Annotated in this window: 21 protein-coding genes; 16 read left to right on the top strand and 5 right to left on the bottom strand. The window is 38.2% G+C overall.

Annotated elements, in window-relative coordinates; all coding sequences use genetic code 11:
* The first annotated feature begins 47 nt into the window (after positions 1 to 47).
* Entirely contained in the window at positions 48 to 1,355 is a 1,308-nt protein-coding gene (locus DX933_RS02210; RefSeq protein WP_123314847.1) for a DRTGG domain-containing protein, read from the top strand.
* A gap of 114 nt (positions 1,356 to 1,469) precedes the next feature.
* On the opposite strand, the gene DX933_RS02205 is transcribed toward DX933_RS02210, so the two are convergent.
* Positions 1,470 to 1,763: a YtpI family protein gene (locus tag DX933_RS02205; RefSeq protein ID WP_123314846.1), complete on the bottom strand. Its 294-nt coding sequence runs from the start codon at positions 1,761 to 1,763 to the stop codon at positions 1,470 to 1,472.
* Positions 1,764 to 1,924: 161 nt separating this feature from the next.
* Here DX933_RS02205 and DX933_RS02200 point away from each other — a divergent pair, with 161 nt between their 5' ends.
* The gene (locus DX933_RS02200) at positions 1,925 to 2,869 is read left to right on the top strand and encodes a DHH family phosphoesterase (protein WP_123314845.1); all 945 of its coding nucleotides are present in this window, start codon (positions 1,925 to 1,927) and stop codon (positions 2,867 to 2,869) included.
* Between the two features lie 46 nt (positions 2,870 to 2,915).
* Here DX933_RS02200 and DX933_RS02195 read toward each other — a convergent pair whose 3' ends face one another.
* The 3 genes from DX933_RS02195 to DX933_RS02185 all read right to left on the bottom strand — a co-directional run bounded on the left by DX933_RS02195 (position 2,916) and on the right by DX933_RS02185 (position 4,086).
* Positions 2,916 to 3,113: a hypothetical protein gene (locus DX933_RS02195; protein ID WP_123314844.1), complete on the bottom strand. Its 198-nt coding sequence runs from the start codon at positions 3,111 to 3,113 to the stop codon at positions 2,916 to 2,918.
* Between the two features lie 137 nt (positions 3,114 to 3,250).
* The gene (gene ytrI / locus DX933_RS02190) at positions 3,251 to 3,754 is read right to left on the bottom strand and encodes a sporulation membrane protein YtrI (RefSeq protein WP_123314843.1); all 504 of its coding nucleotides are present in this window, start codon (positions 3,752 to 3,754) and stop codon (positions 3,251 to 3,253) included.
* Positions 3,754 to 4,086, bottom strand: coding sequence for a YtrH family sporulation protein (locus DX933_RS02185; protein WP_123314842.1), 333 nt, complete (start codon positions 4,084 to 4,086; stop codon positions 3,754 to 3,756). Before DX933_RS02185 ends, ytrI begins: the two co-directional genes overlap by 1 nt.
* Before the next feature lie 167 nt (positions 4,087 to 4,253).
* Here DX933_RS02185 and dnaE point away from each other — a divergent pair, with 167 nt between their 5' ends.
* From dnaE to DX933_RS02145, 8 genes are all read left to right on the top strand, one after another.
* Entirely contained in the window at positions 4,254 to 7,601 is a 3,348-nt protein-coding gene (dnaE, locus tag DX933_RS02180; RefSeq protein WP_123314841.1) for a DNA polymerase III subunit alpha, read from the top strand.
* 137 nt (positions 7,602 to 7,738) lie between these two features.
* Positions 7,739 to 8,980: an NAD(P)-dependent malic enzyme gene (locus DX933_RS02175; RefSeq protein WP_317843067.1), complete on the top strand. Its 1,242-nt coding sequence runs from the start codon at positions 7,739 to 7,741 to the stop codon at positions 8,978 to 8,980.
* Positions 8,981 to 9,091: 111 nt separating this feature from the next.
* Positions 9,092 to 9,727 (top strand): FadR/GntR family transcriptional regulator, encoded by a 636-nt coding sequence (locus DX933_RS02170; RefSeq protein WP_123314840.1) that lies wholly within the window; start codon positions 9,092 to 9,094, stop codon positions 9,725 to 9,727.
* A 118-nt stretch (positions 9,728 to 9,845) separates the two neighbouring features.
* A complete protein-coding gene (gene accD / locus DX933_RS02165) occupies positions 9,846 to 10,709 on the top strand; it encodes an acetyl-CoA carboxylase, carboxyltransferase subunit beta (RefSeq protein WP_123314839.1) in 864 nt (287 codons plus the stop codon).
* Entirely contained in the window at positions 10,706 to 11,671 is a 966-nt protein-coding gene (gene accA, locus DX933_RS02160; protein WP_123314838.1) for an acetyl-CoA carboxylase carboxyl transferase subunit alpha, read from the top strand. The genes accD and accA overlap by 4 nt, the downstream gene beginning before the upstream one ends.
* A 223-nt stretch (positions 11,672 to 11,894) precedes the next feature.
* The gene (gene pfkA, locus DX933_RS02155) at positions 11,895 to 12,854 is read left to right on the top strand and encodes a 6-phosphofructokinase (RefSeq protein ID WP_123314837.1); all 960 of its coding nucleotides are present in this window, start codon (positions 11,895 to 11,897) and stop codon (positions 12,852 to 12,854) included.
* A gap of 80 nt (positions 12,855 to 12,934) precedes the next feature.
* Complete coding sequence (gene pyk, locus DX933_RS02150) at positions 12,935 to 14,695, top strand: pyruvate kinase (protein WP_123314836.1); 1,761 nt, start codon at positions 12,935 to 12,937, stop codon at positions 14,693 to 14,695.
* Positions 14,696 to 14,771: 76 nt separating this feature from the next.
* Positions 14,772 to 15,167: an FxsA family protein gene (locus tag DX933_RS02145; protein WP_317843066.1), complete on the top strand. Its 396-nt coding sequence runs from the start codon at positions 14,772 to 14,774 to the stop codon at positions 15,165 to 15,167.
* A gap of 8 nt (positions 15,168 to 15,175) precedes the next feature.
* On the opposite strand, the gene ytvI is transcribed toward DX933_RS02145, so the two are convergent.
* The gene (gene ytvI / locus DX933_RS02140) at positions 15,176 to 16,288 is read right to left on the bottom strand and encodes a sporulation integral membrane protein YtvI (RefSeq protein ID WP_123314835.1); all 1,113 of its coding nucleotides are present in this window, start codon (positions 16,286 to 16,288) and stop codon (positions 15,176 to 15,178) included.
* Between the two features lie 342 nt (positions 16,289 to 16,630).
* Here ytvI and citZ point away from each other — a divergent pair, with 342 nt between their 5' ends.
* The 6 genes from citZ to pnpS all read left to right on the top strand — a co-directional run bounded on the left by citZ (position 16,631) and on the right by pnpS (position 22,985).
* On the top strand, positions 16,631 to 17,752 hold the full coding sequence (citZ, locus tag DX933_RS02135; protein WP_123314834.1) for a citrate synthase: 1,122 nt from the start codon (positions 16,631 to 16,633) through the stop codon (positions 17,750 to 17,752).
* 162 nt (positions 17,753 to 17,914) lie between these two features.
* The gene (gene icd, locus DX933_RS02130) at positions 17,915 to 19,186 is read left to right on the top strand and encodes an NADP-dependent isocitrate dehydrogenase (protein ID WP_123314833.1); all 1,272 of its coding nucleotides are present in this window, start codon (positions 17,915 to 17,917) and stop codon (positions 19,184 to 19,186) included.
* Between the two features lie 26 nt (positions 19,187 to 19,212).
* Complete coding sequence (gene mdh / locus DX933_RS02125) at positions 19,213 to 20,151, top strand: malate dehydrogenase (RefSeq protein ID WP_123314832.1); 939 nt, start codon at positions 19,213 to 19,215, stop codon at positions 20,149 to 20,151.
* A gap of 152 nt (positions 20,152 to 20,303) precedes the next feature.
* Complete coding sequence (locus tag DX933_RS02120; RefSeq protein WP_123314831.1) at positions 20,304 to 20,780, top strand: MaoC/PaaZ C-terminal domain-containing protein; 477 nt, start codon at positions 20,304 to 20,306, stop codon at positions 20,778 to 20,780.
* A gap of 133 nt (positions 20,781 to 20,913) precedes the next feature.
* A complete protein-coding gene (locus DX933_RS02115; RefSeq protein WP_123314830.1) occupies positions 20,914 to 21,612 on the top strand; it encodes a response regulator transcription factor in 699 nt (232 codons plus the stop codon).
* Positions 21,609 to 22,985 (top strand): two-component system histidine kinase PnpS, encoded by a 1,377-nt coding sequence (pnpS, locus tag DX933_RS02110; RefSeq protein ID WP_123314829.1) that lies wholly within the window; start codon positions 21,609 to 21,611, stop codon positions 22,983 to 22,985. The genes DX933_RS02115 and pnpS overlap by 4 nt, the downstream gene beginning before the upstream one ends.
* The last annotated feature ends 170 nt before the right edge of the window (positions 22,986 to 23,155 follow it).

Genomic DNA, 23,155 nt, shown 5'->3' with positions numbered 1-23,155 from the left:
ATAAAATTTAAAATAATAACTAGTACAGTTGAAGGTCGGTGATTTTTGTGACGACAAAGCATGAACTGATTATCCAACATATTATTTCGCTTGAGGTCGGCAGCAAAATTTCTGTTCGACAAATTGCACGTACATTACATGTTAGTGAGGGCACAGCTTACCGTGCAATAAAAGAAGCAGAAAACCAAGGCTTAGTTAGTACGATTGAAAGAGTAGGCACGATACGAATTGAACGTAAGAAAAAAGAGAACTTTGAACGCCTTACCTTTGCTGAGGTAGTCAATATTATTGATGGACAAGTTCTCGGAGGTAGAGAAGGGCTTCATAAAACGCTAAATAAATTTCTAATCGGAGCAATGGAATTAGATGCAATGATGCGCTACACAGAAGCTGATTCTTTATTGATTGTTGGGAATCGCCTGGAGGCCCAAGAGTTAGCTTTAAACGAAGGTGCAGCTGTTTTAATTACTGGGGGCTTTGACACAGAGGATCATATTAAACAACTTGCAGATGAAAAAAAGTTGCCAATCATTTCTACAAGCTATGATACGTTTACAGTGGCAGCTATGATTAATCGGGCAATTTATGATCAGTTGATCAAAAAAGAAATTGTTTTTGTTGGTGATATTTTTACACCATTTCAACAGACGTATTATTTAAGAAAGAATGATCATGTTAGGGCTTGGTATGAGTTAAATGCAGATAGCAAGCATACAAGATATCCAGTAATAGATGATCATAATCGAATTGTTGGTATGGTTACTTCCAAAGATATTATTGGTGTGAGAGAAGATGCAATAATTGATTCCATTATGACGAAGAATCCGTTGGTCGTACAACAAAAAACTTCATTGGCTTATGTAGCACATATGATGGTTTGGGAGGGCATAGAGCTTGTCCCAGTTGTAGATCAGTCCAATACCCTGCGAGGTGTTATTTCTCGGCAGGACGTTATTAAAGCTTTACAGCAAATACAGCGTCAGCCACAAATCGGTGATACAATTGATGACATTGTTGCCAGTAATATGAAAGTAGAAGATGGAGAAGAAACGGTCTACCGAACAAAAGTTATTCCACAGATGACCAATCAGTTGGGTACGCTCTCCAATGGTGTTTTTACAGCTTTAATTACGGAAGCCAGCAGTCGTTTGTTATTGTATTTAAATAAGGGCGACTTTGTCGTAGAGAATTTAACAATCTACTTTATTAAACCGGTACCTATTGATAGTCAACTGGTAATTAAACCCGTTCTGTTAGAAGCTGGTAGGATTTATGCGAAGGTAGATGTAGAGGTATGGAATGATAGGAAGCTAGTTGGAAAAGGATTGATTATGGGTCAAATTATCGATCGATAGCGTGCTTAATCAAAACCAAATGTCGTAACCAGCAAATCACGACATTTGTGAAGCAGTAATAGTCCCCGATAATAAATAGAAAAAAGCTGGCGACAAGCCAGCTTTTGACGCGAATTATGGGTTTAATCGTTTCCACTCATTGCGGTAATGTTTTGTTTCTTTGAAGCCAAGATTGGCCTGCATACCACCTAGAATAAGGAATATGATACCAACTATTAAGGAGAATTTTGTTTCATAAAAGAAATATTGATTGATACCAAATATAAGTACAAACAATCCAAGACAAATACGTGATTTTGCATTGAAATATTTTTGTTCTAGTCCATCCTTTGTTCGTAGGATTGCAACCTTATAGTACACGAATAATACTAAAAAAAGTACAATTAAGATAGGAAATATGATAGTCATAGAATCTACTCCTGCTTATGTATAGTAAATGCTCCCTGTATATTGTAGCGTGTATGAACCCAATTTACCAGAATGTAATGCGTGAAGGAGTTAAGAATTTGCTTAGCTATTAACGATATCCGCTAATTAAAACAATTTTTTAGACGTAGAGGAGTTATGAAATGATACAAGAACAGATAATTGAAGAAATACGGAAACATCAAACGATTATTATTCATCGTCACGTTCGACCTGATCCAGATGCATTAGGATCGCAAGCTGGGTTAAAGGAATTAATTGTACAAGCATTTCCTGACAAAAATGTATTCTGTGTTGGCACCGAAGATCCGTCTCTATCTTTTTTAACACAAATGGATCATATCGACAATCAAGTATATCAGGATGCCCTTGTCATTGTTTGTGATACAGCGAATACAGATCGAATTGATGACACACGTTACACGCTTGGGGCCAAAATAATAAAAATTGACCATCATCCAAATGTAGATGTATATGGTGATATACAATGGGTAGATACAAATGCGAGTTCAACAAGTGAGATGATTTATGATTTGTATTTGTATGGAAAAGACACATACTTTCAGATGAATGAAACCATTGCCAGATTAATTTATGCTGGAATTGTTGGGGATACGGGACGATTTCTTTTCCCTAGTACAACGAAAAAAACATTTGAATATGCTGCAGGCTTAGTAGAATATCATTTTGATCGATCAGAAATTTATGATGGTATTTATAATGTAAAGCCCGAGATAGCCCGGCTAAAGGGGTATATTTTACAAAACTTTAAACTTTCTCCTGCTGGTGTCAGTTCGATTAAACTGACGAAAGCAAAGTTGGACGAGCTAGGAATAAATCCGTTAGAGACAGGTCATATCGTTGGTGTATTTGGAGATATTGAGGGTGTAAAGGCATGGGCGGTTTTTGTCGAGGAGGAAAATCTCATTCGGGTTCGTTTACGCTCTAAAGGTCCTGTGATTAATACCATTGCTGCTAAGTATAATGGTGGCGGACACCCGCTTGCTGCAGGTGCATCCATTTATGATTGGAAGGATTATGAGGCCATCATGCAGGAACTTGAAAATGCTTGTATACAAGAAAAATAAGAGCGATGCAGATTGACGAATCTGCATCGCTCTTTCTGTCATACGATTAACTTGATTTAGATGTGGGCAGGGGAATAAACCAGCAACCCTCCGGTGTTTCATCAAGTTGAACCTGTAAATCATATTTCACAATATCACGTTTCATTAAACGAATGAGCTCTTTGGACTCAGCATATGCTGAAATGCCATTTTTCAATTGTTCAATTTTTTGATCGCGAATGGTTCGATCATTTAATACAAACATGAAATCCACCCCTTTCCAAAGACATTCGATGAATTGGTATAGGCTTTTACCCTTTCAATAGGAATGCTCTACATACAGTGTATGCAATATGGGGGATAAATACAGCAGATTTTATAAAATTTCAATAAATGTTCACATTAGTTTGAAATTTTTGCGATAGCTTTCAATTTTATTTCTTTTGTGATTGCTAAGCGATTAATGGTTAAAGTATATGAAAAGTCATCGATACGATAGGTTTTATTTTCAATGGCTGCAATAATTAATTCATCACTTTCGGCAACAGTTTGCACATCCTGACCAATCAGATGGTCAATTTCTTCTTTTATCATTTCCTCGAGCTGGTAGATAATAAAGGTATCAAGGCGCAGACTTTCTGCATTTGATATAGATAGCGTTATACGTTTTATGGTTTCAGTTTTTTTTGATAACTCATCCAAATCCTCATTTGCCTTTAATAGGGCAGTATTTTGCTTCTTTGCGTCGGATAATTCTGTTCGTAGTCTCATATTATTAGCTAATAGATCTTCATACATTTTCCCATACATGAAAATGAGAACGCCATATGCAATTAAACTTCCAAAGAAGATTCCAATGATTATATATTGCCAAGTTGGTTTTTTATAGTATGGTGGTATATGCATTAGGTTACATCCTCCTGTGTAAACCATGATATAAGCAGAAGAGCTGCCTTTACGCCTCCCATTGCAGATAAAATAAGCAGTGCCTGTTTAAATAAATCTAAGGTTGATCCATCGAGCACCCCTTTTTCGAAATTGGCAATTGCATCAAAGGTGCCCCCAATTGCTGCAACAATCGCCCAAATTCGTAGGCTTCTTCCAATCCATCTCATTGCAGTCAATGGGGAATCTCCCGTAATAAAGGAACCGATACTACCTATAAGGCTACCACCAAGGACTACTCCGGCAGCTATAAAAAAGCAATGAATAAATGTCGCAATAAATCGCTCTTCCACGGTATTCACTCCCTAACTTGTCCAGCCAGTATCGATTGGTGGACAGTCTGTTTCATTACATTCTATGTATTAAAAAGAGCACTTATGAAGTAACAAAAGAGTATGAAGTCATGCAGAAGCTTGTTAGTTTAGATATAATGAAGTGAGAAGGTAAAAGGTGGGATCGTATGGGATTTACGCATTTACAAATAAGAAGTGGCTATAGCATGATGAATAGTGCGATTACACTTAGAAAACTTGTGGAACAGGCAAAACAACAACAGTTTCACGCACTTGCATTAACAGATGAACAGGTACTATATGGGGCCATTCCTTTTTATAAATTATGTAAGGAATATCAGATAAAGCCCATACTGGGTATGATTATGAAGGTAATCAATGATGACGGACGGATTGATCATTGTATTTTACTTGCAAAAAATAACGAAGGATTTAAACAGTTAATCCATTTGAGTTCTGACATAAAAATAAATCATTTACAAGGTATTTCCAAGTCTGAGCTTAAGAAAAATTGTAATGATTTAATTGGCATATTACCCATTAGTGAAAGTCATTTCCGTAAAGATTTATTAGAACAATCATTTAAAGATATACACATACAGCTTGCAGAATGGCAGAACATTTTTGCTCCAGGTGATTTCTATTTAGGTATTCAAGACCATGGACATGCTTGGGAGCGACAATTGAATGAAGTACTACATGCATATACAGAAGTATATTCAATTCCCGTGGCTGCGATACAGGATGTACGATACTTAAAAGAGCAAGATGTGGCTGCATTTGATGCCTTACAGGCGATGAAACATGGGGAACAATGGGATGGAAAACATATTTCCCAGGAACATAGACAACGTCATCTACGCAGTGCAGAGGAAATGAAAGAAAAGTTCGAAACCGTGTGGCCGGAAGCGCTAGAAGCGACGGAACAAATACAAGCATCCTGCCAGGTGAGCTTTCGTTTTGATGAAAAGCTACTACCACAATTTCCTCTACCTGATGGGGAAGATGGACATACCTATTTGGAAAAACTCTGTATAAAAAATGCTGCTCAAAAATATGGCGGAATATCAGAAGCCGTTCAATCAAGATTAAATTATGAGCTTGGTATTATTCAGTCAATGAATTATAGTGATTATTTTCTTATCGTTTGGGATTTCATTAAGTATGCAAAGAAACGTCATATTATGGTTGGTCCTGGTAGGGGATCCTCAGCAAGTTCGCTGGTTGCCTATGTGTTGGGAATTACAGAAGTAGATCCGCTTCAACACGAGCTTTTATTTGAACGATTCCTCAACCCTGAAAGAGTTTCAATGCCTGATATCGATATCGATTTTTCCGATTATCGTCGGGATGAAGTAATTGAATACGTACGAAACAAATATGGACAGGAACATGTAGCCCAAATTATTACATTTGGTACTTTTCAATCCCGTTCAATCCTACGGGAATTAATCAAAACAATGGATATTCACGCACAGGATGCCCGCTTTATATTAAAAGAAATGCCACAACAAACGAGTAAGCATATGACCGAAATTGTTAAAGCTTCGCCAGAATTAAAGCAATACATTCAGCAATCCGATCAGTTGAAATTATTATTTTCCGTTGCTGCGAAGTTGGAGGGGCTGCCACGGCATGCATCCACACATGCTGCAGGGGTGGTCATAAGCAGAGATCCATTAATGGACCATGTGCCATTAACGGCGGGAAGCAATGAAACGCATTTAACTCAATTTCCAATGAATGATCTGGAATCCTTAGGGCTGCTAAAATTTGACTTCCTTGGGTTACGAAACCTTACTTTATTGGAAAAAATAGTCCAACATATTTATCAGGCAGAAGGAAAAGAAATTGATTTACGTGCGCTGCCGGAATTCGATGAAGCTACTTTTGAATTATTGCGTCAAGGCAAAACGAACGGCGTGTTTCAACTGGAGTCTGAAGGTATGAAAGATGTGCTTATAAGACTAAAACCGAATGAATTTGCGGATATTGTAGCAGTAAATGCTTTATATCGTCCAGGTCCAATGGCTTTTATCCAAACATACATTGATCGAAAGCATGGTAAGGAATCTGTTCAGTATCCACATCCTGATTTGGAACAGATACTAAACTATTCGTACGGCGTGTTAATTTATCAAGAGCAAATCATGCAAATCGCAAATCGAATTGCGGGATATTCCATGGGTCAGGCAGATATTTTACGACGAGCAGTTAGTAAAAAGAATCAGGAGCTAATGGACACGCAAAAAGAAGCGTTTATTCAAGGGTGCAAGAATAACGGCTATGAACATCATATTGGTGAATCTTTGTTTGCTTGGATTGTAAAATTTTCAAATTACGGTTTTCCAAAAAGCCATGCCGTTGCCTATAGTAAAATATCGTATTCCTTGGCTTATTTAAAGGCGCATTATCCGACGTATTTTTATGCGGAATTGTTGAGTTCTGTATCCAACCAACTTGATAAAATACATGCTTATACGGCTGAAATGCGGGAAATGGGCATCCGGCTTCTTCCGCCCTCCATTAATAAGAGCTTCTCCAAGTATGCTGTTGAAGAGGAAGGAATTCGAATTGGCCTAGCTGCGATAAAAGGCGTTGGGAACCAGGTTGTAAAAGAGATTATTGCTGCAAGAAAGGATCGGCCATTTAAGGATTTATTTGATTTTTGTTTACGTGTATCAGGAAAATCAATAAATCGTGCAACCATCCAATTATTAATTACTGCAGGTGCTTTTGATGAAACCTATCCAAATCGTGCCAGTTTACTTGCTTCATTGGATCCAGCGTTAGAACAGGGAGAGTTATTCCGTGATTTTCAAGATCAATCCAGTTTGTTTGATCTGGACTTGGAAGCAAGCTATGTAGAAATTGAAGATTTTAGCCAAATGAAAAAACTAGCAGATGAAAAAGAATTACTTGGTATCTATTTGTCCAGCCACCCATTGAAATCACATCGAAAAGCTTTAAATAATCATGGTTTTATAGCTTTCTCTGAGGTAGGGAAGCAGGTTGGTAAACGTCGTGTTAAAACAGTGGCTATAATTGATAATATCAAGACCATTCGAACAAAGCGCGGTGAACCGATGGCGTTTCTTGTCGTGGCGGATGAATTTAAGGAAATGGAGGCGGTTATTTTTCCTGAATTGTATCGAAATAATAAAACATGGTTGGAAGAAGAAAAAATTGTTTCCATATTAGGTAGTCTAGAAATTCGTAATCATCGCGTGCAATGGCTGATCAACGAAATCCAACCATTTAACCCGGAAACCCTGTCGAAAGCAGCAAGAAGGGTATTTATTAAATTAGTAGACAAGGATCGTAATCAAGCATTAGCATTCATTCGCAAGATAGCTAACATGAATCCTGGTCCTGCACCAATTATTATTTATGATCAAGAAAAGAAGAGGACTTTTCAATTGTCCCGTGACTATCATATATCCGCAGACGAAAGCTCAATCAAAAAGCTGAAAGACTTCTTTGGAAACAAGTACGTTGTATTAGAGGATGGATAATCTCTTTTAACCGCATGGCTATAGAAACAGCGCAACAGATGCATGATTCCTTTACAGTCTATGTGCATCTGTTATAATAATAAAGTTAGTGGTCTGACCACTCTAGACGGACTTTTACTATAACGAGGAGTGAAGATTTGAAAAACTTACGCGATGAAGCATTGCATATGCATAAAGTACATCAAGGAAAGCTTTCCATACAGTCTAAGGTTCCTGTTCAAAATGCACAAGATCTAAGCCTTGCTTATTCACCGGGTGTTGCTGAGCCCTGTAAGGAGATTCATGATCGCGTGGAAACCGTTTACGACTATACCATGAAAGGAAATATGGTTGCTGTTATTAGTGACGGTTCCGCGGTTTTAGGACTAGGTAACATTGGACCTGAAGCTGCATTACCGGTAATGGAAGGTAAATCTGTCTTATTTAAAACCTTTGCAGGTGTTGATTCCTTTCCAATTTGTTTGGGAACCAATAATATAGATGAAATTGTACAGACGGTAAAACTGTTAGAGCCAACCTTTGGCGGAGTCAATTTAGAGGATATTGCTGCTCCGAACTGTTTTATTATTGAGGAGAGATTGAAGAAGGAAACGAACATCCCAATCTTTCATGATGACCAACATGGAACAGCTATTGTAACAGTCGCTGGTTTGATTAATGCTTTAAAGCTCGTTGGTAAGTCTTTTTCGGAAATTAAAGTAGTGGCAAATGGCGCAGGGGCTGCTGGAATTGCTATTATTCGATTATTATATAGTTTTGGTGTAAGGGATATCATCATGTGTGATTCTCGTGGAGCAATTTTTGAAGGAAGAACTTTTGGTATGAATGCTGTGAAAGACCAAGTTGCCAAACTGACAAATCTTTCTAATCAAGCAGGTTCTTTGGAGGAAGTGCTTGAGGGTGCAGATGTATTTATTGGTGTATCTGTTGGTGGTGCACTATCACAGCAGATGATTCAAAAAATGAATGATGATCCTATTATTTTTGCGATGGCCAATCCGGAACCTGAAGTCATGCCGGATGATGCAAAAGAGGCTGGAGCAAGAGTTATTGGTACGGGAAGATCTGATTTTCCTAACCAGGTGAACAATGTATTGGCTTTTCCTGGTATCTTCCGTGGTGCACTAGATGTTCGAGCTACAAGAATCAATGAGAAAATGAAAATTGCAGCGGCAAAAGCGATTGCTGGATTAATTGGTGAAGAAGAATTGCATGATGACTATGTCATTCCAGCACCATTTGATTCAAGAGTAGCGCCTGCAGTCGCGGCAAGTGTTGCGAAAGCAGCTATGGATTCAGGTGTTGCAAGAATACAGGTAGATCCTGATGAAATTGCGGAAAAAACACGGCGACTAACTCAAATTACGAATAAAGCATAAGTTTCATCTTACCCGCCATATTGGAGCGGGTATCCTTTTGGATGAAAATTTGCTAGTGTATAAAAATCTCTCTTATGATGTGCTGTGCATTAAAAAGGAGGGAATACAACGTTGTCTGTTAAACCAAGTCAAAAAGTATATCAGGAAGTGTTGGAAGAAATTCAAAAACAAATTGCTAAGAACCAATTGAAATCCGGGGATCGACTGCCTTCCGAACGGGAAATGGCAGAACAAATGTGTACAAGTCGTTCGTCTGTGCGGGAAGCTTTTCGTGCGCTTGAACTACTTGGGTTAATAGAAACCCGCGCCGGTGAAGGAACTTTCTTAAAGACCTATCAGCCTTATCAATCTGTTGAGCTTCTGTCATCTTTCATTTTAATCGATCACGATGTTCGACAAGATTTAAGTGAAACGAAACAACTACTTGAAAAAGAGGCTACGAAAATGGTTCAAGGTAAAATAGATGAATTGACACGCATGGAGTTGGAGAGACTGGTTGATGATTCGAGCCTGTCTACTCCAGAATTACAATACCATTTCTTTCATATTTTATTTGTGCGTACAAAAAATAAGCTATTATTAAAGATGTGGAATCTAATGGAACAATTCTCACAAACGATGGAAAACAACCATTATGATTTGAAGTTTTATAAGGAATTATTAGTAATATTAAAGGATTCTAATCCACTTGAACTGGAAGCATTATTTGCAGAGCAAAAAACTTTTGGTAAAATAAATGGTAATTGACGACAAAGGTTGACATCATTTGCAAATTCCATCGATTATAGTAAGGTTTGAGATGTATCTTGTGTCTGTATGACAGGACAAGCCAGAAGTATTTGTTTTAGCAAAGGGGGAATAAGCGTTGCAACTAAAAGATTTATTTAATAAGAAAAGAAAATATGCTGCACTTCCAAACGATAAATCAAAAAATGATATTCCGGAAGGGCTTATGAAAAAATGCAGTAGCTGTCATAAAATTTATTATCGTAAAGAAATGATGAAAAATATGAATGTTTGCCCAAATTGTGGCTTTCATCATCCGCTTACTGCATGGGAACGAATTAGTAGCTTATTTGATGATCATTCCTTTGAAGAATGGGATAAGCAGCTGATCACAAGCAATCCGCTTGGCTTCCCCGGCTATGAAGAAAAGATGGAGAAAGATCGTGAAAAAACTGGTTTAAATGAAGGGGTAGTAACTGGAAAAGGGAAAATTGATGGACATGTTACAGCATTCGCTGTGATGGATTCCGGTTTTAGAATGGGCAGCATGGGATCTGTAATAGGTGAAAAAATCGCCCGTGCGGTAGAAAATGCTAAAGCTGAATCAATTCCTTTTATAATCTTCACTGCTTCTGGTGGGGCCAGAATGCAAGAAGGAGTACTCAGTTTAATGCAAATGACAAAAACGTCTGTTGCGATTAAACGTTTTTCTACTGCGGGTGGATTGATGATCTCAGTTATGACCCATCCAACCACTGGCGGTGTTTCAGCTAGCTTCGCATCGATTGGTGACTATAACTTCGCTGAACCTGGTGCCTTAATTGGTTTTGCAGGGCGCAGAATTATTGAGCAAACCATTCGCGAAAAGCTTCCAAAAGACTTTCAAACTGCTGAATTTTTATTTAAGCATGGTCAGTTAGACCAAGTTGTGCACAGGCATGATATGAAGCAACTGCTTAGCACACTGCTTAAAATGCATGAGAAGGGAGCTCCGGCAAAATGAAGCAAGTACTAGAGTTCGAAAAACCAATCGTTAACTTAAAGGAAAAGATTGCTGAACTAAAGGAGTTCACCAAAAATAGTGAAATTGATCTAACGGAAGAAATTACGACGCTGGAAAAGCGATTGGCAACTTTAGAGAATGATATTTATGGTAATTTGAAACCGTGGGAACGTGTACAAATGGCCAGACATCAAGAACGACCAACAACATTAGATTACATTCATTTGATTTTTACCGATTTCATTGAATTCCATGGGGATCGTTTTTTTGGTGATGATGAAGCAATCGTATCTGGAATTGCATTTTATCACGATGAACCAATTACAGTTATTGGCCATCAACGTGGTAAAGATACAAAGGAAAACATTCGTCGTAACTTTGGAATGCCGCATCCGGAAGGGTATCGGAAGGCATTGAGACATATGAAACAAGCGGAGAAATTTAATCGCCCTATTATATGTTTTATCGATACAAAAGGCGCCTATCCTGGAAAAGCGGCCGAAGAACGAGGACAGAGTGAGGCCATTGCCCATAATTTAATGGAAATGGCCGGACTTACCGTACCGATTATATGTATTGTTATTGGTGAAGGTGGTAGCGGCGGTGCACTTGCACTTGGTGTCGGTGACCATATTCATATGTTGGAGAACTCTACTTACTCGGTTATTTCCCCTGAGGGAGCGGCGGCATTGCTTTGGAAGGATAGTGGTTTAGCGAAGCAAGCTGCTGAAACAATGAAAATTACAGCCTATGATTTACAAGAGCTAGGCGTTGTTGAGAAGATCATTCCGGAGCCTCTTGGTGGGGCTCATCGTGATGTGAAACAGCAGGCTGCCAGCATGGATAAGGTCATTCAGGCATCCCTTCAAGATTTAAAGGCACTTTCCGCTGAAGATTTGCTAGAGCAACGTTGGCATAAATATAAGCAAATAGGTGACTATAAGGAACTTAGTACATACTAACCTTTAGTCGGGGTTAAAGGCTGACATTAGTCGGCCTTTTCCATTTGTGTGTATTTTTTAACAATCCACCTGTATATGGTGATATTAATTGATATTTTAACGCAATGGGATTATCTTTGAATAGATAGCAATATTATCATTTAATTTATCATAAGATTTACCCTCAAAAATGGAATCACTTATCGCTATTAAAAATTAAAAATGAGTTCTCGAGGTGATAATAATGAAAAGAGTTGGTGTACTAACTAGTGGTGGCGATGCACCGGGAATGAATGCTGCCATCCGCGCTGTAACGAGGAAATGTATTTATCATAACCTGGAAGTGTATGGGATTAAGAATGGCTACCAGGGTTTAATTGATGGCAGTATTGAAAAATTAGAAATAGGATCTGTTGGTGATATTATTCAACGTGGAGGAACAAAGCTTTTCTCTGCACGGTGTGAAGAATTTAAAACAGATGAAGGACAACAAAAAGGTATAGACCAATTAAACAAATTCGGAATTGAAGGATTAATCGTAATTGGTGGCGACGGTAGCTTCCGCGGTGCCCAAATGCTGACAAGAAAAGGTTTCCCATGCATAGGTGTACCAGCAACTATTGATAATGATATTGCAGGAACAGACTTTACCATTGGTTTTGATACAGCATTGAATACGATTATTGAGGCCATTGACAAAATTCGTGACACAGCAACGTCACATGAAAGAACTTATGTGATTGAAGTCATGGGACGTGATGCAGGGGATCTTGCATTATGGTCAGGTTTAGCCGGTGGTGCAGAAAGTATTTTAATTCCTGAAGAACAGGATGATTTAGAGGATGTAGTTGTTCGATTACGACGCGGTCAAGAAAGAGGCAAGAAGCACAGTATTATCATTCTTGCAGAAGGCGTTGGCAGCGGTATTGAATTTGGTAAAAGAATTAAAGAAGCTACAAATTTGGAAACGAGGGTAACTGTACTTGGTCATATCCAACGTGGTGGACCGCCTACTGCATCTGATCGTGTACTTGCGAGCAGACTTGGAGCAAAAGCAGTAGACATGCTTTTGGCTGGTAAGGCAGGGAGAATGGTTGGTTTGGAGCGTAATGAATTAGTTGATCATTCTTTGGAAACCGTTTTTTCAAGTAAGCATAAAACAAATTTGGATATGTACAGCCTTTCCAAGGAATTATCGATATAATTATTGCTGCACAGGAGTTCAAATGATCTTGGCTCCTACTGCAGTACCCAATCTGTGACAAAATTTAGGAGGAGTAAGGCATGAGAAAAACCAAAATTGTATGTACAATTGGTCCAGCATCCGAGTCGATTGAAACATTAGAAAAACTCATCCAATCCGGTATGAATGTTGCTCGCTTGAACTTTTCACATGGCGATTATGAGGAACATGGCAACCGAATTAAAAATATTAGACAGGCTTGTGAAAATACAGGGAAAACAGTAGCGATTCTTTTGGATACCAAAGGACCTGAAATTCGTACGAAGAAATTTATAGATGGACAAGCAGAAATTATTCAAGGTAATGAAGTTACAATTTTAATGAAGGATGTAGAAGGAACAGCAGAACAATTTTCCATTACATATGATGGGCTTATTCATGATGTGCATATAGGCTCAAAGATTCTGCTGGACGATGGTTTAATTGAACTTGAAGTGACGGAAATTAATTTGGAAAATATGGAAATAAAAACGAAGGCATTGAATTCTGGTCAAATTAAAGATAATAAAGGAGTGAATGTTCCTTATGTGAAAGTTAATTTGCCGGGAATTACTGAAAAAGATGCAAATGATATCATTTTTGGTGTTGAGAATGATGTTGATTTTATCGCAGCCTCCTTTGTACGCCGTCCATCCGATGTACTGGAAATTAAAGAGTTATTGGAAAAGCATGATGCTTCCCATATTCAAATCATTCCAAAGATTGAGAACCAAGAAGGTGTCGATAATATCGATAGTATTCTAGAAGTGAGCGAAGGGATTATGGTAGCAAGAGGTGACTTAGGGGTAGAAATCCCTGCAGAGGATGTACCTCTCGTTCAAAAAGAATTAATCCGTAAATGTAATATAGCTGGAAAGCCGGTTATTACTGCAACCCAGATGCTGGACTCTATGCAAAGAAACCCACGTCCAACCCGTGCAGAAGCTTCTGACGTTGCGAATGCCATTTTCGATGGCACAGATGCCATCATGTTATCCGGTGAGACCGCTGCTGGAAACTATCCTGTAGAATCTGTACAAACGATGCGTAATATCGCAATTAAAACAGAAACAGGACTCGATCACAATCAAATTCTAAGAAAACAATCAAAATCGATTGATATGTCTATTACAGATGCTATTAGTCAATCTGTCACACACACGGCTAGAAATCTTTCTGTTAGCGCGATTATTACCCCAACAGAAAGTGGGCATACAGCGAGAATGATTTCCAAGTACCGACCACAAGCTCCAATTATCGCAGTAACATTTTCTGACAAGGTCAAGCGGCAGTTGTCACTTGTTTGGGGGGTGCATGCAGTAAATGGTTCAAAAGCTCATTCAACGGATGAAATGCTGGATATAGCAATTGACCGCGGTCTAAGCACAAACCTATTCAAGCGAGGCAGTAAGGTGATCATTACAGCCGGCGTGCCTGTTGGTGAGAGCGGTACTACAAATCTATTGAAGGTTCATATTATCGGTGATGTTATTGCCAAAGGACAAGGGATCGGCAGAAAAAGTGCATACGGAAAAGCGGTAGTTGTTAAAGATGCAAAAGAAGCATTAGAAAAAGTAAAACAAGATGATATTATCGTAACTTATGGTACGGATAGAGAAATGATGCCAGCAATTGAAAAAGCTAGCGGTCTGATTACGGTTGAAGGTGGATTAACATCACATGCAGCAGTAGTGGGATTAAGTCTTGGCATCCCAGTAATTGTGGGTGTAGAAGAAGCATTCGAAAAAATAACAAATGGTTTGGAAATCACAATTGATGGTTCAAAAGGTGATATTTATCAAGGACATGCAAGTGTTCTTTAAAGGACGACCATAAAACACAGATAAAGGAAGGGGCCTCCCTTCCTTTTGTTATACAACGTGGAAAGGTGTTGTTTGGATGATGCGTTGGTTATTATTGGCATTTTTGCTTATACCAGCAATAGAAATCGGATTGTTTATATGGATTGGTGGGATGATAGGACCATTATGGGTAGTTGTGCTAATATTCCTTACCGGATTCGCAGGTGTGGCACTAGCAAGGTCACAAGGCATAGAAACATGGAGACGTGCACAACAGCAAATTAATATGGGACAGGTACCAACCTATGAAATTGTAGATGGTATATGCATATTTGTTGGAGGCGTTTTACTATTTTCGCCTGGTTTTTTCACGGACACGCTGGGCTTGCTACTCATTATACCTTTTACTCGAATGCCGATTCATCGATATATGCTGCGGTTTCTTAAAAGAATGGCAGAAAACAGAGGTGGATTCTACTATCGACGGTGGTAGCTTCTGGATTATGTGTTTCCAATAATGATCCTTCGTATTAATTTTATTATACCGGCAGCGCGTATAACCTGAATGATAATGAGTAAAAATGGTGCTGCAATCACACCGGCTATCCCCCACAATTGAATGCCAATGAATAAAACAGCGAGAGCAACTAGTGGGTGAATACCAATATGGCTGGCTACGAGTTTTGGCTCTAGAATTTGTCGTATGATAATGATAATGGTATATAAAATGGACAATTTGATCGTGAGTGCATAACTACCGGTAATAAATAATACGATAATCCACGGAATAAAAATAAGTCCTGTTCCGACAAGCGGCAATAACTCGGCGATAGCCGTTATCATTGTAATGGTTAATGCATGTTTTATCCCAATAAGCTGTAATCCAACATAAATAATAAGAGCCGTGATGCAAATTAAAATCAACTGCGCCCTTATATAGCCATATAATGCTTTTTTAAAATGATACGTGATCTGTTGGCTGTATATTTTCAGCGATTTTGGCGTGAAAGCTGCAATCTGCTGGTGTAGCCTGTCCCAATCCAGCACCATAAGGAAGGTAGCAAGTAACATAAATATACCAACAGTGAAAGAAACAGGAATAAGTGAAAGGAAAGCCGGAATATTGGCGAATGTCTGCTTAAGCAGTTGAGAACCAACAGTTACGAGTGTTTGAATGAGTCTTTCAATTTGTTCCTGCAATAACTCCTGTTGTGTAGGCTGGAGGCCCCGAAAGATGGATGAGAGCTTTTCATATATGGGCAAGAAATGTATTTGAATAAATTGTTCAATATGGCTCATGAGAATCTGGTAATATAATGGTAAGTGCTCTGCCATATAGAGTGACCCGTCAATTATTTCCTTCATTACAATGAATAAAATCCCAGCCATTAACACAAATACGAATAATAATATGGTGAACGTTGCAATCACGCGAGGCAACTTCACTGTCTTTTCCAAATAGGTTACAGCCGGCTGCATTACCATGGCTAGCATACCAGCGATTATAAATGGATAGATATAAGGCAATAGGATCCAAACGATCCATCCGCAAATGATGAGTAAGCTGAAAACGGTAAGTCCTCTACCAATTCGTATGAAATACAACTTGTACATCTTCCCAACTCCAATTATGGTTTATCCATATATGCCTTTATACATGATATGAATACAAAAGACGTAATAGACATGTACAATGAGGAGGAAATAAATAAATGCATGTAAATGGGAATCTGTAAAAGAAATGAACCGAGAGAAAAAAATCAGCATGAAAATGACGATTTCGTGAAATTTTTATCGTATTTTGAACGCTTTCAATTCACATTGCGGGTAATTTACTCTATAATTGTTCATGGGGATGAACGCGTTATTTGATTTCGAGTATATTTACGGAATCTTATAACAATTTAATATTATATGTAATGTAGAATACATAGTAGAAAAAGGAGAGGGTTTGTTATGACAGCAACAAAAGGTCTCGAAGGGGTTATAGCAACTCAATCGTCAATTAGTTCGATTATCGATGATCAGCTAACATATGTTGGATACAAAATTGATGATTTAGCAGAGAACTCAAGCTTTGAGGAAGTGATTTATCTATTATGGAATCAAAAGCTTCCAACAGCTTCTGAATTAACACAGTTAAAGCAAGATCTAGCAGAAAATATGGAAGTACCTGAGGCAGTTTTCGATCATCTTCGTTCTTATGATCTGAAAAAAGTACATCCAATGGCTGCGTTAAGAACGGCTGTATCCCTTCTCGGTTTATATGATGAGGAGGCAGACGTAGTAGAGGATGAAGCAGTAAATAAGCGTAAAGCAATTCGACTGCAGGCAAAAATTTCTACAATCGTCGCAGCATTTTCTAGAATTCGTCAAGGGAAAGACCCAGTTCAACCCAAAAAAGACCTTGGATTTGCAGAAAATTTCCTTTATATGATGAATGGAAAAGAAGCAGAACCAATTGAAGTGGAAGCAATTAATAAAGCATTGGTACTACATGCAGATCATGAATTAAATGCATCTACGTTTACTGCACGTGTATGTGTGGCAACATTATCTGATATGTACTCTGGCGTAGTTGCTGCAATTGGTGCTTTAAAGGGACCGTTACATGGTGGTGCCAATGAACGTGTGATGGCAATGCTTGAAGAAATCGGCGAAGAAGAAAATGCCATTCCTTATATTAAAAAAGCACTAGAGAATAAAGAAAAAATTATGGGAATGGGACATCGTGTATATCGCAGTGGTGATCCACGTGCAAAGCATCTAAAGAAAATGTCCAATGAACTGACGAAGCTAAAAGGCGAAGAGAAATGGTACAACATGTCTGTTAAAATTGAAGATTACATTAAAGCGGAAAAAGGTCTGCCAGCGAATGTTGATTTTTATTCTGCATCTGTCTATCATTCATTAGGTATTGATGGAGATTTGTTTACACCTATTTTTGCAGTGAGCCGAATCTCAGGTTGGATTGCACATATTTTGGAGCAATATGCTAATAATCGTCTGATTCGCCCACGTGCAGAATATACAGGACCAGATACACAGGAATATGTTGCTATCGAAAACCGTAAATAATTCATGATATTCTATAGTAAACAACGATAGCCGGAGCAGTCCGGCTATTCTACAGCATGAATGTACTTGACAGCTTCATAATGATTAAGATTTCTAGATTTTTATTAACTTCACCATGAGGTGTGTTAAAATAGGACTTGAAAATTTTTAGGAGGATGTACAATGACACAAGGGGAAAAAATCACAGTAAATCAAGGGAAATTAAATGTTTCCAACAATCCAATTATTCCATTTATTGAAGGGGACGGAACTGGCCCGGACATCTGGGCTGCAGCCAGCCGTGTACTTGAAGCAGCGGTTGATAAAGCATACAATGGTGAGAAAAAAATTGTATGGAAAGAAGTATATGCAGGACAAAAAGCATTTGATAAAACAGGTGAATGGTTGCCACAGGATACATTAGACCAAATTGACGAATACAAAATTGCAATTAAAGGTCCATTAACAACTCCAATTGGCGGAGGATTCCGTTCATTAAACGTAGCATTACGCCAAGAGCTTGATTTATTTACTTGCTTACGTCCAGTACGCTACTTTGATGGTGTGCCATCTCCAGTGAAACGACCTGAAGATGTTGACATGGTTATTTTCCGTGAAAATACAGAAGATATTTATGCTGGAATCGAATGGGAAAAAGGTACAGACGATGTTAAAAAGGTTATTGATTTCTTGAAAAATGACATGAATGTTAAGAACATTCGTTTCCCGGAAACCTCTGGTATAGGTATTAAACCAGTTTCTGAAGAAGGTACAAAGCGCTTGGTTCGTTCTGCTATCGAGTATGCATTAACAGAAGGGCGTCGTAATGTAACTTTGGTTCACAAAGGTAATATTATGAAGTTTACAGAAGGTGCATTTAAGAAGTGGGGCTATGAAGTAGCTGAAGAAGAATTTGGAGATAAAGTATTTACATGGGCAGAATACGATCGCATCGTAGAAAAAGATGGTAAAGATGCTGCAAACAAAGCCCAGGATGAGGCAGAAGCAGCTGGAAAGATTATTGTGAAAGATGCTATTGCTGATATTTTCTTACAACAAATTTTGACTCGTCCAAAAGAATTTGATGTTGTTGCTACAATGAACCTAAATGGTGATTATATCTCAGATGCACTTGCTGCACAGGTTGGTGGAATTGGTATTGCCCCAGGAGCGAATATCAATTATGATACTGGTCACGCTATCTTTGAAGCTACACACGGTACTGCTCCAAAATATGCTGGTTTAGATAAAGTAAACCCATCATCTGTAATTCTTTCAGGCGTGCTTATGTTAGAGCACTTGGGATGGAGAGAAGCAGGAGACTTGATTACTAAAGCAATGGATAAGACAATTGCTTCGAAGGTTGTAACGTATGATTTTGCTCGTCTCATGGACGGTGCAACTGAAGTAAAATGCTCTGCTTTTGCTGATGAATTAATCAAGAATATGGGATAATTTAAAAAGGTGAAGGGGATGGTTCGGTGCGAATAAAGCGTAATAAGATTTCTGTAATTGGCTCTGGATTTACAGGTGCAACGACTGCACTAATGCTTGCTCAAAAAGAGCTAGGTGACGTCGTTCTCGTTGATATTCCTGATATGGAAAGTCCAACAAAAGGAAAAGCGCTGGATATGCTGGAGGCAAGCCCTGTTCAAGGATTTGATGCACGGATTACAGGTACGTCAAGTTATTTGGATACATCGGGTTCTGACATTGTTATTATCACTGCTGGTATAGCCCGTAAACCGGGTATGAGTCGTGATGATCTAGTAAATACCAATGCAAAAATTATGAAATCTGTCGCTAAAGAAATCGTAACGTATTCTCCTGATTGCTTTATTATTGTTTTAACGAATCCCGTTGATGCAATGACATACACAGTTTTTAAAGAAACAGGCTTTCCCAAAGAACGTGTTATTGGACAATCGGGTGTGCTGGATACAGCACGTTTTCGTACATTTGTTGCTGAGGAATTGAATATATCTGTAAAGGATATTTCCGGGTTTGTACTTGGTGGTCATGGCGATGATATGGTTCCACTTATTCGTTACACTTATGCTGGTTGTATTCCATTGGAAAAGCTAATTACCAAGGAACGCTTAGCCGCAATTGTGGAAAGAACAAGGAAAGGTGGCGGCGAAATCGTCAATCTACTTGGTAATGGAAGTGCGTATTATGCACCAGCAGCTTCCTTAACTATCATGGCCGAGGCGATTTTGAAAGATCAACGACGTATATTTCCATCGATTGCATATCTAGAAGGCGAATATGGCTATTCTGATATTTATCTCGGGGTCCCCACTATATTGGGTGGGAATGGAATTGAAAAAGTCATCGAGCTTGATTTGACCTCAGAAGAACAAGCTGCGTTGAATCAATCCGCAGATTCTGTGAAAAAGGTACTGAAAACACTGCGATAAAGGATGAAACTCCCTCATGGTATGTTACATGGGGGAGTTTTTTATTTTATTCACCTCATTCTTGGAATGGATTATCGCGTTCCATATAAACGTAATTAAAAATATATGTTATAATGGTAGCGCTTACAGTATGAATGAGGGGGTCTATTCCAATGATCGGTAAAAGAAGAAAATTGGGAAAGAAAATGGAGGACCTGAAAATAGGGGATTCCTACACGGGCAGCTATCGGATTGAAGATAAAGATTTATTACTCTATTTGGGTTTAACGAATGATGCAAATCCTTTATACATACAACATGACTATGCTTCGCAAACACCTTATGCATCTCCAATCGTTCCTTCTGTCATGTTATTTGGTATGGTATCATCTATTGTATCCATGCATTTGCCTGGGCCTGGAAGTCACATTGTAAAACATGAGATGGATTTTCCAAAACCTGTAAAGCATGAGTCGGAAATTAATTATACGATTGAAGTGATAGCAATTGATATGGAGAATCATCGTGCAGCCATGTCAGTAATTGGCTATGATCTGGATGGGGATGAAGTGATAAGTGGTAAACTATATGTGTCACCACCTTATGAACCAAAATCATTAACAGCTAGTTCACTTGAAAATTTCTTTTAAAACTTGATACCTTCTATAAAAATAGCTGAATGTAAAATTAATTTTACAATCAGCTATTTTTATTTCTTTCATAAACTGTTCATTGTACTATAAGATTAGAAGACAAATACGGAATAGGAATAGAGGGTATGAAATGGGACAGAAGATACTTGTTGTAGATGATGAAGCATCGATTGTAACGCTATTGACCTATAATTTAGAAAAGGCAGGTTTTCAAACGGATGCTGCTTATGATGGCAAGGAGGCTGTTCAAAAGACACTCGAACAGGAATATGATTTAATTTTACTCGATTTAATGTTACCTGAAATGGATGGCATGGAGGTATGTCATTATTTGCGGGAGAGTAATGTACATACTCCAATTATCATTTTGACAGCGAAGGATGATATGGTAGATAAGATAGCCGGCTTGGAAATAGGTGCAGATGATTATTTAACCAAGCCATTTAGCCCTAAAGAGGTCCTTGCACGTGTGAAGGCTATTCTAAGAAGGGTAAATCTGGTAAAAGAAACGACGGAATCTGTTTTGAAAATAGGTGAATTATACATTTATCCGGAAAAATATGAAGCAAAGTTAAATGGAGAAGAACTAAGCTTTACGAGAAAAGAATTTGAATTACTCATGTATTTGGCACGCCATAAAGAAAAAGTGCTTTCCAGAGACCAGCTTTTGCTTGCAGTATGGAATTATGATTTTGTAGGAGATTCTCGAATAGTAGATGTTCATATTAGCCATTTACGTGAGAAGATTGAGAATGATTCAAGACGCCCGCAATATATTAAAACGATACGAGGCTTAGGTTATAAGCTTGGGGAGCCTAAATCATTATGAAGCCATTATTTTCAAAACCACTTTCATCCTATACCTTGATTATTTTACTACTTGTTGGTGGGACAGGAATTATTCATGGTTTATTAACAGAGAACTACATCTTTTTAATTGCATTACAATGTATTGAATTTATTATATTAATTCTTGTCATGTCTCATGTATATCATCATTATATACATCCAATCCAAAAATCTGTTCACACGGTGGATGAACTGGTAAAAGGTAATTACCGTGCGCGTGTCCATCATCCAGCGCAAGGAAGTATCACAGATCTTGGGAACAAAATAAATATGCTGGCAAGAAGCCTGAGTGAATTTTCTATCCAGGAAGAGGTAAAAGCAAAACAATTATTGACAGTCATTAATAATATCGATAGCGGTCTTGCTTTAATCGATGAGAAAGGGTATATCCATCTTGTCAATCGAAAGTTCACGCAGTTATTTGGCGATACGATGAATGATTATGTGGGCTATTTATATTATGAAGTCATGGAAACGAGTGCCATTCATGAAACTGTACAGCGAATATTTCTATACGAAAAAAATATGAAGGATCATTTTACACTGCAAACTGCTGGTGATCAACGTCATTTTGAAATTGTTGGTGCACCTGTTTTTAATGAAAAAAATATATTAAAGGGAGCAGTGCTCGTATTTTATGATATTACCGAATATAAACGGTTAGAGCTGATGCGAAAGGACTTTGTTGCTAATGTGTCTCATGAGTTAAAAACACCTGTTACTTCTATTATGGGCTTTGCCGAAACCTTGTTAGAGGACGATACTGATGAAGAAACTAAACGACGCTTTTTAGAAATCATATACACGGAAAGTAAGCATTTACGGGTTTTAATTGATGATTTATTAACCTTATCCAAGCTGGAGCATGCAGACTACCATTTAAATGTCGAGCAATTAAAGCTTTCGGAGCTTCTGGATTCTATTGTGCCTGTCATCCAACATCTTGCAGATCATAAACAGATTAATTTTATCTGTGAAGTAGAGGAGAATATTAGCTGGTATACCGATCGGGAAAAGATGAAACAAGTGCTAAAAAATTTACTCGTTAATGCGATTAGTTATACACCTGAGAAAGGAACTGTTCGTTTGCGTGTGTTCTCCAATCAAGAACACATCTCTTTTGAGGTAAAGGACACTGGAATTGGTATTGCAGAAGAAGATTTACCAAGAATCTTCGAACGTTTTTATCGGGTTGACAAAGCGAGAAGTAGAAATACAGGAGGTACCGGATTAGGTCTTGCTATTGTGAAGCATATTGTCGAAGTTCATGGTGGCAATATTCGTGTTGAAAGTGATGTTGATGAAGGAACAAGTTTTCAAGTAATGCTGCCGAAACATCCCAATCGTAAATAAAGTGAAACCTCAATCGGTGGAGGTTTTTGCCCTTCCTCCACTGATTGTTAGTTGAACCAATCAGGCCTTTACTGGCTGTTGCTCCCCCCACTTACCATTCTTGCTATCAACAAAAACTCATGACGTGGGAGACTTACAGTCAGTTAATCGGTGGAAAACAGTGAAAAATA

Source organism: Ornithinibacillus gellani (assembly GCF_003730295.1).
GTDB classification, from domain to species: domain Bacteria; phylum Bacillota; class Bacilli; order Bacillales; family Amphibacillaceae; genus Ornithinibacillus_A; species Ornithinibacillus_A gellani.
This window is presented reverse-complemented; position numbering and strand designations above follow the sequence as displayed.